At 63.6% G+C, this 11,400-nt stretch carries 7 protein-coding genes; 5 read left to right on the top strand and 2 right to left on the bottom strand.

Translation table 11 applies throughout. The features are described 5' to 3' along the window. On the top strand, positions 1 to 559 hold a 559-nt coding region (locus tag V8324_RS19920), incomplete at its 5' end, for a tyrosine-type recombinase/integrase (RefSeq protein WP_336421652.1). Here V8324_RS19920 and V8324_RS19915 read toward each other — a convergent pair. Continuing rightward, a complete protein-coding gene (locus V8324_RS19915; protein WP_336421651.1) occupies positions 541 to 723 on the bottom strand; it encodes a hypothetical protein in 183 nt (60 codons plus the stop codon). The genes V8324_RS19920 and V8324_RS19915 overlap by 19 nt on opposite strands. A gap of 689 nt (positions 724 to 1,412) precedes the next feature. Beyond that, a complete protein-coding gene (locus V8324_RS19910; protein ID WP_336421650.1) occupies positions 1,413 to 3,341 on the bottom strand; it encodes an aconitate hydratase in 1,929 nt (642 codons plus the stop codon). A 672-nt stretch (positions 3,342 to 4,013) separates the two neighbouring features. On the opposite strand from V8324_RS19910, the gene V8324_RS19905 reads away from it, so the two are divergent. The 4 genes from V8324_RS19905 to V8324_RS19890 all read left to right on the top strand — a co-directional run. Continuing rightward, positions 4,014 to 6,251: an acyl-CoA dehydrogenase gene (locus V8324_RS19905; protein WP_336421649.1), complete on the top strand. Its 2,238-nt coding sequence runs from the start codon at positions 4,014 to 4,016 to the stop codon at positions 6,249 to 6,251. After that, on the top strand, positions 6,248 to 7,531 hold the full coding sequence (locus V8324_RS19900; RefSeq protein ID WP_336421648.1) for an acetyl-CoA C-acetyltransferase: 1,284 nt from the start codon (positions 6,248 to 6,250) through the stop codon (positions 7,529 to 7,531). The genes V8324_RS19905 and V8324_RS19900 overlap by 4 nt, the downstream gene beginning before the upstream one ends. Continuing rightward, positions 7,528 to 9,612: a 3-hydroxyacyl-CoA dehydrogenase NAD-binding domain-containing protein gene (locus V8324_RS19895; protein ID WP_336421647.1), complete on the top strand. Its 2,085-nt coding sequence runs from the start codon at positions 7,528 to 7,530 to the stop codon at positions 9,610 to 9,612. Before V8324_RS19900 ends, V8324_RS19895 begins: the two co-directional genes overlap by 4 nt. Then, a partial coding sequence (locus tag V8324_RS19890) for an acetyl-CoA hydrolase/transferase C-terminal domain-containing protein (protein ID WP_336421646.1) occupies positions 9,609 to 11,400 on the top strand: 1,792 nt, incomplete at its 3' end. The genes V8324_RS19895 and V8324_RS19890, both read left to right, overlap by 4 nt.

Here is an 11,400-nt window from a genome sequence, read left to right as displayed (position 1 = left end):
CCGTCCCGCGCATCGTCATCCCCCTACATGCCGTGCAAAGGGTGAATCACGTTCTCAAATCCATGTCGAGGCGGGGTTTTTCAGCAGCCTGCTAATGCGATTGCCCTGCCTTCTGGCCATGGTCAAAACCGGCGCGCGTCCGAGTGAGTTGGCGGCACTGACCGCCGATCAGATCAGGCTGACGGCCAACGTGCCGCATGTGTCGATCGAGCCGGTCGGGCGCCAACTGAAAAGTGCCAACGCGCGGCGCGTCATTCCACTATGCGGCGTCAGCCGTGAGGCCATGCGCGAATTTCCGGACGGCTTCCCCCGCTATCGCAGAAGCGCCGCCAGCCTGTCCGCGACGGTCAACAAGTATCTCCGCGGGGCTGGCCTGCTCGAAACATCAGGGCACACGCTCTACGGCCTGCGCCACAGCTTCGAGGATCGGATGCTTGCTGCTGGTGTTGACGAACGGATCAGGCGCGATCTCATGGGCCACGCGCTGAACCGTGAGCGTTACGGCAAGGGCGCAAGCCTGCTGAACCTGCAAGCGCTGATTCAGGAGACCGCCCTGTGACGGGCCGCGACGGCGCGTGCGCGGCTGATCGCGTCGCCCTTGACCTCCACTGCTGCGATTTCCCGCTCGATGCGTTCAAAGATCGGCAGGCACACCGGGTCATGCAGCACGAGGACTGCGACCTTGGCGTAGGCCGATTGCAAGGATTTCAGATCAACTGTCATGCCATGGTTATAGCGGCGAGCGTTTGGAACGATGCAGATTTTTGAAACGGCCTACTTGCGTATCATTTTTGAAACATTTCTCGGATGAGGCAACACGGCNAGCGTTTGGAACGATGCAGATTTTTGAAACGGCCTACTTGCGTATCATTTTTGAAACATTTCTCGGATGAGGCAACACGGCTTCTCACCTTGTTTGTCGCGCGGCATACTGTCGGAAGGACGTCGAGCGTGCTTACAGACGCACCGACATGTTGGATCGGCGGCGTGAGATGATGGAGAACCGGGCCAACTACGTTCTCGGGCGAGGTGCCGAAAGCTGAAGTCGCTCCATAGTCCGGCAGTTCTTTGGTCACGTAGCCGCAGTCCCCCGGACCGGGACCGAGCGCGCAGGTGCCTATGCCCAATGTTAGACCAGCATCCACGCCAGCGCGATCACCGGCACGACGACCACCGTCGGGCCGAACGATCCGCATATAAGTGATCGCTGAAAGGCCGATCAGCCTCAATCACAACCCCAAGGAATCTCGTGATGAACGAGGGACGACCGGGGGTGCAGGTCACTGCCATACGGATGATTTCCCGGCTGGTCTTGAAGTACTTCAAAGGATCGCGTTTCGTCATCCGAGAAGGGTATGGCGGCGCCAAACTCGCCCCCAAGCCACTTTCTTTTGACAGCGCCGTTTGCTCCTTCACAATTTCCGGGTATCCTCTCGTAATCGGTTCATCAGTCCGCCTGCCCGCACGATCGCGGCTTCGCGTGGGCTGAGGCAAAGTTGAAGACGCAGCTCGTCGCCGTCCTTCACTCGTGCGGCCGGCGCTGTTCCGGTATCAAGTGCCTCGTGCAATCCGTCTAGCAAGACGACGCTGCCCGCCGCAGGTTGCTCCTGATCGGCTTCGAGCCGCAGCGGAACGACCCCGTAATTCACCAGGTTCGCGAGATGGATGCGCGAAAAGGACTTGGCAACAACTGCGCGGAGGCCCAGGTGGCGTGGTGCGACGGCGGCATGCTCCCGGCTTGATCCTTGCCCATAATTCTCGCCCGCGGTCACAGCGTGGTTTCCGGTTTCGCGGGCACGGGCCGCATGCTCTTCGTCCACCACCCGGAACGCGAACTCCGAGATCTGCTGGACGCTGCTGCGGAAGGGCAGAACTTCGGCACCGGCGGGCATGATCTCGTCGGTGGAAATGTCATCTCCCATGGACAAAAGGACCGGCAATTCCAGACAATCCGGCACCGCTTCGAACTCGGGCATCGGATCTATGCCCGGCCCCTTTATTATCTGTGTCGCAACAGCGTCCTCCTGCGCCAGCGGCTCAAGGAATTGGCCCGGATCGTGCAGCGCAGGTGGCGCCGCGATCGTCGGATAATGCATCTCCATCTCCCGCGGGTCCGAGATCCTGCCGGTCAGGGCCGAGGCGGCGGCCGTCTCAGGACTGCAGAGAAACACGCTGTCTTCGGGGGTGCCAGAACGGTCTGGGAAATTCCGTGGCACCGTACGCAGGCTGTTGCGGCCAATGGCCGGGGCCTGCCCCATGCCGATACAGCCATTGCAGCCCGCCTGATGCAGCCGCGCCCCTGACGCGATCAGTTTTGCCAAATGGCCGGTGCGGGTCAACTTGCCCAGAACATCCCGTGAAGTCGGGTTGATGTCCAGCGATACGCCATTGGCGATCCGGCGGCCTTCCACCATTTCGGCAACCACGGCGAAATCGCGGAAGCCCGGATTCGCCGAGGATCCGATATATGACTGGGCGATGTCCTCGCCGGCGACCTCGCGCACGGGCACGACATTGCCGGGGCTTGACGGCTTCGCGATAAGCGGCTCGAGCCTTGACAGGTCGATCTCTCCGGTCAGGTCGTAGTCCGCGTCGTCGTCGCTCACAATCTCTTGCCACGTCTCGGCCCGTTCGTTTCGCTCGAGATAGCCCCTGACTGTCGCGTCAGCGGGAAAGACTGTGGTCGTGGCACCCAGCTCCGTGCCCATGTTCGCGATGACATGACGATCCATCGCGCCAAGCTCGTCTAGCCCAGGTCCGTGATATTCGATGATGCGACCGGCGCCGCCCGACACCCCGTGACGACGTAGCATTTCGAGCACGACGTCCTTGGCGCTGACCCAGTCGGGCAGCTTTCCGGTCAGGCGCACGCCCCAGACTTCGGGCATCGTCATCCGGAACGGCTGTCCCGCCATTGCGACGGCCACGTCGAGGCCGCCCGCCCCAATGGCAAGCATGCCAAGGGCGCCGGCCGCCGGCGTGTGGCTGTCCGATCCCAGAAGAGACGCGCCCGGCCGGCCGAAATACGCCATGTGCAGCGGATGGCTGACGCCGTTCCCGGCGCGGCTGAACCACACCCCGTAACGGCGGCACGCGGTTTCAAGAAAGAGGTGATCGTCGGCATTGCGATTGTCGGTCTGCAGGAGATTGTGGTCGACATATTGCACCGAGACCTCGGTCGCCACGCGCTCGGGATCAAGCTGTTCTAGCGCCAGCATGACCAGCGTGCCGGTCGCATCCTGGGTCAGGGTCTGGTCAATACGGAGTGCGATCGGCTCGCCGGGCGTCATGTCGCCCTCTACCAGATGTCTTTCGATCAGTTTCTGAGTCACATTCGGCATTGGACTTCCTCCTTATCGCGGTGCAACGGCGCGGTCCGGTTCGGGGCCTCCAAGATCCTTGCCAGTCCGGATGAAAGGCAGGCTTGACGGCGGCTCGGGCGGCATGATCGTGTCGCTCGCCGCGCTAGTCATACGCATGGCTGGCGGTCCGGCCGCGCCCATGCCCGAAGAGATCGCCAACCGTTCGGCGCCCGTGATCACGTCGACAGCTGTGTCGAACGAGGCAGCATAGGGGTGCGACACGCCAAGGGTCAGGCTCAGACGGTCAGGCGGGCGCGGGGCAGAGACTTTCCGACCCGTGAGATCGGTCGGGATGTACACATGCGGACCCGGTCCAAGATATTGCAGCCTTGCAGCATTCCAGCATGTTTCCCTGCTGCTGCGGGGGGTCCATGACGGATCGGGACCAGACGCGGCCATCGTTGAACAACCCTGAGGCTTTCGCGAGCATGTGCTGTCGCTCTTCGCGCACACCAACCGGGGCTCTTGATATTGCATGCTTCACGACACCCATCTTTGCTGCGGCGATGACAGGATCCGGTCAATCTCGGTCAGATTATTGTAACTGGCCGAACCGTGACGCATTTAACGTACGTTAATGTGGAATGCAGTCTCAGGACGAAAACCTACCAAGCGCGATCCGGGAAAAATTCCGGTAGGAAAGGACCCGATATGTCTGCTGGATTGAAAACCCTGACCCGGCCGATTCATCGCTGGGCAAAGTCGGCTCTTCCGACGCTCTCCGAAACGGAAAGCGAGGCCCTCAATGCCGGGGACGTCTGGTGGGAGGCCGAAATCTTCTCGGGCAACCCGGACTGGTCGCGGCTTCTGGCGGTTCCCAAGCCGGAACTCAGCGAGGCCGAACGCGCGTTCATCGACGGGCCATGCCGAGAATTGTGCGAGATGATCGACGACTGGAAGATCAGTCACCAGAGCGCCGATCTGCCGCCCGAAGCCTGGGCCTTCCTGAAGCGAGAGAAGTTCTTCGGGATGATCATTCCCGAAAGCCATGGCGGGCTGGGCTTTACCGCCTTCGGGCACTCCGAAATCATCCGCTATATCTCGACGCGGTCGGTGGCCACGGCCGTCACGGTGATGGTCCCGAACTCGCTCGGACCCGGAGAGCTTCTGCTGCAATTCGGCACCGAGGCGCAACGGAACCATTGGCTGCCACGGCTTGCCGACGGGCGCGAAATGCCGGCCTTCGCGCTGACCAGCGAGGAGGCGGGGTCGGATGCCGCATCGATGGTCGATAGCGGTGTCGTGTGCAAGGGGCACTGGAACGGCAAGGAGGTCACAGGCATCCGGCTGAACTGGGCCAAGCGCTACATCACGCTGTCGCCGGTCTGCACGGTGCTTGGTCTCGCCTTCAGGATGACCGATCCCGAGGGGCTTCTGGACGGAGACGAGGAGATCGGCATCACCTGTGCGCTGGTGCCGACCGACCTGCCCGGGGTCCAGACCGGACACCGTCACATCCCCGCCGGCACAATGTTCCACAATGGTCCGACGACCGGCAAAGACGTGTTCATTCCGCTCGATCACATCATCGGTGGCGAGGCTTATGCCGGGCGCGGCTGGATGATGCTCATGAGCGCACTGGCGGCGGGACGCGGGATATCGCTGCCGTCGCTGTCTGCCGCCGCCACGGCGATGGCCGCTTGCACGACCGGGGCCTATTCGCGGATCCGCCAGCAATTCGGCACACCCATCGGCAAATTCGGCGGCGTCCAGGAGCCCTTGGCACGGCTGGCAGCAAATGCCTATGCGCTCGATGCCGCGCGACGGCTCACCTGCGCAGGTCTTGACGAGGGGCGCAATCTTGCCGTGATCTCGGGCATCATGAAGGCGCATGCGACCTACCGGATGCGCGACGCCATAAATGACGCGATGGACGTGCATTCCGGCAAGGCCGTCATCGACGGCCCGCTCAATTACCTGTCGCCCATATACCGCGCCGTGCCCATCGGGATCACCGTGGAAGGCGCGAACATCCTGACGCGCAACCTCATCATTTTCGGCCAGGGCGCGATCCGGGCGCATCCCCATATTCTCGATGAGATGCAGGCGCTTCAAATCGAAGACGAAGTAGAATCGCTGTCGGCCTTTCACATCGCGTTCTGGTCGCATGTCCGCCACTCGGTGAAAACGCTCTTTCGCGCCTGCGGCCGGGCCTGGACCGGCGGACGGTTCGCACCGGCCCCCGCCGCGGGTGCCGTCACGCCGATCTACTGCCAGATGTCCCGCTGGGCCGCAGCCTTCGCGCTTGTCTCGGACGCGGCGTTCCTGATCCTTGGCGGCGACCTGAAACGGCGCGAGATGATCTCGGCCCGGCTGGGCGACGTGATGTCGGAGCTTTACATCCTTTCAGGTGTCTTGAAACGCTGGGAGGACGAAGGCCGGCAGCGGGCCGATCTGCCGTTGGTAGAGTACGCGGCGGCAGACGCCTTCCGGACGATCTCGAAGAGCCTGGATGAAGTGCTGGCGAATTTCCCGGCCCGCGGCATATCAATGGTGCTGCGCGCGCTGATCCGCCCGGCCACGCGTCGCGGTCCGACAGATACCCTGACCGAAGCCTGCGCCGGGCTGATCTACACCCCCTCGGAGACGCGCGAGCGCATCGCCGGGGGCCTCTTCACCGGGTGCCGGGGCGAAGGTGTGGACCTGCTTTTGAATGCCTACGCACTTGTCTGTGAAAACGAGACATTGATGAAAGCGCTCGTGAAGGCGGGCAAGACCGTCGATGAGGGCCTTGAAGACGGCACGATCACAGAGGCACAGGCGGACGCCCTTCGCAAGACGCAGGCGGCCGTGGCCGACGTCGTTCGCGTCGACGCGTTTTCGCCAGAGGAAATCCACGCGCTTTTCCCGGGGGCGCAGTCTGACGTAAAAAAGGAAGCCGCCCAATGAGCCGTCCTGTCTATCTCGTCGATGGCGCGCGCACGCCGTTCCTGAAAGCCCGGACCGGACCCGGCCCCTTCACCCCCGTGGATCTGGCCGTGCAGTGTGGCAGGCCGTTGCTGGCGCGTCAGCCTTTCGGGGCCGAGGCGATCGACCTCGTCATCTTGGGCTGCGTCAACGTCATCCCGGACGAGATGAACCCCGCCCGCATCGCGGCGTTGCGCCTCGGGCTGGGCGAGACGCAGGTCGCCTTCACCGTGCAGATCAATTGCGGCTCCGGCATGCAATCGATCGACACGGCCTGTCGCTATGTGCGCGACGGCTCGCACGAGATGATCCTCGCGGGCGGGGCCGAGGCGCTCAGCCATGCGCCGCTGGTCTTCCGCAAGGCGGCGGTGGACTGGTATGCGGGCCTCGGCCGGACCGGCGGCCCCGTCGATATCGCCAGGCACATGAGCGCTGTGCGCCCCGATTTCCTGAAGCCGATCATCGGGCTCGAACGCGGTCTGACCGATCCGATCACGGACCTCAACATGGGCCAGACGGCCGAGATTCTGGCGCATCATTTCGATATCACGCGCGGCGCCGCCGACGCATACGCCGTCGAAAGCCACCACCGTCTGGCCCGCGCGCAGGACGCGGACGTGCTGTCGGATGAAGTCATGCCGGCCTTCGATCGCGACTGTACGGTCTTTGAGGCCGATGACGGGGTCCGGCGCGACTCCAGCAGCGAAAAACTCGCCGGGTTGACGCCCGTCTTCGAGCCGCCCTACGGCAAGGTGACGCCCGGGAATTCCTCGCAGATCACCGATGGGGCCTCGTGGGTGCTGGTCGCCTCGGAAACGGCTGTCGAACGCCACGGGCTATCCCCGCTTGCCCGGATAGCGGACGCCGAGTGGTCCGCACTCGACCCGTCGATCATGGGGCTCGGGCCGGTCCTGTCGTCCACCGCGATCCTGCAAAGACAGAAGCTTGCGCGCGAGGATATAGGATTGTGGGAGATCAACGAGGCCTTCGCGGCACAGGTGCTGGCCTGCCTCGCTGCGTGGAAAGACGAGGCGTTCTGTCGTGACGTTCTGGGCCTGGAGGCCGCCTTTGGCGAGATCGCGCGCGACCGGCTGAATGTCGATGGCGGGGCCGTCTCGCTTGGCCATCCTGTCGGCACCAGCGGCAACCGGATCGTCCTGCATCTGGCCAATGCCATGCGCCGCAAGGGCGCAACGCGGGGCATCGCGACGGAATGCATCGGCGGCGGACAGGGCGGCGCAATGTTGCTGGAGGCGGCATGACCAACACCCCCGTTCTGAACCATCTGTCAGGCACTGGGCTGGAACTGGGCCCCGCCCGCGATGCCATGCAGGACGGCCCATGGCGCTGCGCAACCGACGATGACGGCATCACATGGCTGATCCTCGATCTGCCCGACAGCGGCGCCAACACGATATCGAACGCCGTGATCGAGGGGCTGCGCAACCATCTGTCGGCCCTGGAAAAGGACACGCCCGGGGCAGTGGTGATCCGCTCATCCAAAACCGCCGGCTTTGCCGCCGGGGCCGATATCTCCGAGATCGAGGACTTGCTAGAACATGGCAAGGTGCCCGAGGCGCTGCGCGCGGGGCATCACGTACTTGACCGCCTAGAGGCGCTGCCCTGCCCGACGATCGCGGTGGTTCACGGCGCGGCGCTCGGCGCGGGGTTCGAGCTTGCACTGGCCTGCGATTATCGGCTGGCCGTGGACGGCGCGAGCTTCGGCTTTCCCGAAGTCCAGCTGGGCCTGCATCCCGGGCTTGGCGGGACATTCCGGCTGACAAGGCTGATCGACCCGACAGAGGCGATGAGGCTGATGCTCACCGGAAAATCGGCGCATACCGGCAAAGCCAAGCGCCTCGGCATCGCCGACGCCGTGGTCGAGGAACGTCACGTGCGGGGCGCCGCCGGGGCGGCGGTCCGGGGCGAGCTTGAGCAGGCCGGCTCCGGGCTGAAGGCCAGGGCGCTCTCGCTGCGTCCCGCGCGCCTCTATTCGGCGCGTGAGATGCGCGCGAAGACCGCCGAGAAGGCCCGCCAGGACCATTACCCCGCCCCCTACCGGCTCATCGACCTTTGGGAAAGGCATGGCGGCGATTCGGCCGCGATGCAAACCGCCGAGATCGAGAGTTTTGCGGAACTTCTGAAAACCGACACAGCGACGAACCTGCGCCGCGTGTTTTTCCTGCGCCAGACCCTGAAACAGGCGGCCCGCGGCGCTCATGACATCGCGCGGCTTCACGTGGTCGGTGCAGGCATGATGGGGGCCGATATCGCGGCCTGGACGGCGGTGCGGGGTCTTTCGGTGACGCTGGAAGACATCGACACCGCCGCGCTCGGTGCCGCCGTTTCACGCACCGTCGAGATCGCGAAAGAGGCGCATCTTTCCGATCGGCAGGTGCGTGATGCGGTCGACCGGATGATGCCCGACCCGAAGGGATACGGCGCGGCCAAGGCCGATCTGGTGATCGAGGCCGTGCCGGAGGATGGCGGGCTGAAGGCGAAGATTTACCACGGTCTTGAAGAGCGCATGAAAACCGACGCGATCCTTGCGACGAACACGTCCAGCCTGTCGGTGGTCGGTTTGGCGGGGCAAGTAGCGCGGCCGGAGCGGTTCGCGGGTCTTCACTTCTTCAATCCCGTGGCCAGAATGCAACTCGTCGAGGTGGTGGGGCAGCCGCGGACCGATACGCACGTGCTGGACCGCCTCGCCGCGTTCTGCGGCAGCCTGGACAAGCTGCCGGCGCGTGTTTCCGATTATCCCGGCTTTCTCGTGAACCGCGCCCTGACACCCTATCTGCTCGAGGCGATGTCGTTGATCGACGAAGGGGTCTCACCGGCCAGCATCGACAAGGCGGCCGAAGAGTTCGGGTTTCCGATGGGGCCGGTCGAACTTGCGGATCGCGTCGGCCTCGATATCTGCCTCGCCGTCGGCAACAGCCTCGGAGCCGGGGTCGAAAAGCCCCTGGCCGAAATTTCCGACCGGCTCAAGGACTTGGTCAAACAGGGGAACACGGGGCAGAAAGCCGGCAAGGGCCTTTACACATGGTCGGATAGCAAGCCAGACAAGCGCGTCTCGGACGCTGATCCACCCGACGATCTCGAGGACCGGCTGATCCTGCCGTTACTCGATTCCTGCGTCGAATGCCTGCGGCGCGAGGTCGTCGCCGACGAACGCACGCTGGACGCTGCGATGATCTTCGCCACCGGGTTTGCCCCGTTCCGGGGCGGGCCGATGCATTACGCCCGCACGCGCGGCCCCGCCGAGATACACGACCGGCTGGTCGAAATGGCCAGGCGACACGGTCCCAGGTTCGAACCCGACAAGGGCTGGAGCGACCTGTGAATGGAAGGGCCCCAACCGTCCGATTCGACGCCGCCCGGATTGCGGCCGACATCATCCAGCAGACGAACCGCGATATCCGTCTCGCGCTGCCGCTCGGTCTGGGCAAGGCGAACACCATCGTCAACGCCCTCATGGAACACGCCCTCGAAGACCGAGCCATCCACCTTTCGATTTTCACGGCTCTCACTCTCGAACGCCCAAATCCGCGCGATCCGATCGGCAGCCGCTTCATCGGGCCGGCGCGCGACAGGCTGTTCGGAAGGTATCCGGCGCTGCAGTACGCAGAGCTTCTGCGGCGGGACTCCTTGCCCAAAAACATAGCTGTGCAGGAATTCTTCTTCCTGCCGGGCAAATGGCTCAGGCACCCGACTGCGCAGCAGAACCATATCTCGGCCAAGTACACCCACGTGCTTGGCTATCTCCTGGCGCGAGAGCCGAACGTCGTTGCACAGCTGCTCGCGCGGGACGCCGACGGCCGGCTCAGCCTGTCTTGCAACACCGATATCTCGTCCGACCTGCTGGCGTTGCGCCGACAAGGAAAGACGGCGTTCCTTTTTGCAGGCGAGATCAACAGCGAACTGCCCTTCATGCCCGGATCGGCTGTGATCGAGCCGATGGAGCCGGATCTCCTGCTCGACGATCCGAAGACCGATTTCGAGCTGTTCTCGGCCCCCCGCCAGCCGCTCTCTCTTGCCGATCACGCCATCGGGCTTCATGTTTCGCGGCTGGTGCCCGATGGCGGTACGCTTCAGATCGGGATCGGTGCGATGGGAGATGCTGTCGCCCATGCCCTTCGCTTGCGCCACCAAGAACCCGCGGCACACCGAGACCTTGTACTGGAATGCCCCTTCCCTGCACCAGCGCCCGAGGATCATCAGGGCTCCTTCGAGGCCGGGCTCTACTGCGTCACCAAAATGCTGGGTGAGGGGCTTCTGGCCCTTTTTGAGGCAGGCGTTATCCGGCAGGTGCGAGACGGCGCCGCGATACATGCGGGCTTTTTCATCGAAAGCCGTGACTTCTACCGCCGGCTGCGCAGCATGGCGATGACAACGCGGCGTGCGATCGACATGCGTCCGATATCTTATACAAATGCGCTCTACGGTGACGAGCAAAAGAAGCGCGCGGTGCGGGCCGGCGCGCGCTTCATCAACGGTTCGATGAAAGTCACGGCACTCGGCGCGGCGATATCGGATGCGCTCGAGGATGGCCAGGTCGTGGACGGCGTCGGCGGGCAATTTGACTTCGTGAGCCAGGCCTTCGCGCTAGAGGGTGCGCGTTCGATACTGCCCCTGCCCGCGACCCGCCGGACGCGCGGCAAGCTCGTCTCTAACATCCCCTGGTCCTACCCGACCGAAACGATTCCCCGCCACTTGCGCGATATCGTTGTCCCCGAATATGGCATTGCCGATCTGCGAGGCCGCTCGGACGCCGAAACCATTCAGGAGATGATCCGGATTAGCGACAGCCGGTTTCAGGATGGACTGGCAGAGGAGGCGCGCAGTGCCGGTAAGCTGCGGCAGAAGTGGAAAGTTCCGGATCGCTGGAAGGTCAACACCCCTGAAAGGGTCCGCGATTGGCTGGGAGATAGACAAGATCAGTTGGGCTCCTTTCCTTTCGGCAACGATATCACCCAGGAAGAACAGGATCTGTTGTCGCCACGTGAACAGCTTCGTACCCACCAAGGCGATCTGATCTGGAGTGATCCTGCCTGGGATTGGTGGACACCCATGATAGGCTTTCGAGCTAACGGAAGGAGTGTCCGATGGAGAAGAAGAAGCGCCGGTATTT

The organism is Roseovarius sp. D22-M7 (assembly GCF_037083785.1).
GTDB lineage: Bacteria > Pseudomonadota > Alphaproteobacteria > Rhodobacterales > Rhodobacteraceae > Roseovarius.
Note: the sequence above shows the minus strand (reverse complement) of the source record. Positions and strands in the feature narration are given on the sequence as shown.

Coding starts and splice junctions, on each gene's coding strand:
- V8324_RS19915 (WP_336421651.1), bottom strand. CDS start 723: ATGACAGTTGATCTGAAATCCTTGCAATCGGCCTACGCCAAGGTCGCA.
- V8324_RS19910 (WP_336421650.1), bottom strand. CDS start 3,341: ATGCCGAATGTGACTCAGAAACTGATCGAAAGACATCTGGTAGAGGGC.
- V8324_RS19905 (WP_336421649.1), top strand. CDS start 4,014: ATGTCTGCTGGATTGAAAACCCTGACCCGGCCGATTCATCGCTGGGCA.
- V8324_RS19900 (WP_336421648.1), top strand. CDS start 6,248: ATGAGCCGTCCTGTCTATCTCGTCGATGGCGCGCGCACGCCGTTCCTG.
- V8324_RS19895 (WP_336421647.1), top strand. CDS start 7,528: ATGACCAACACCCCCGTTCTGAACCATCTGTCAGGCACTGGGCTGGAA.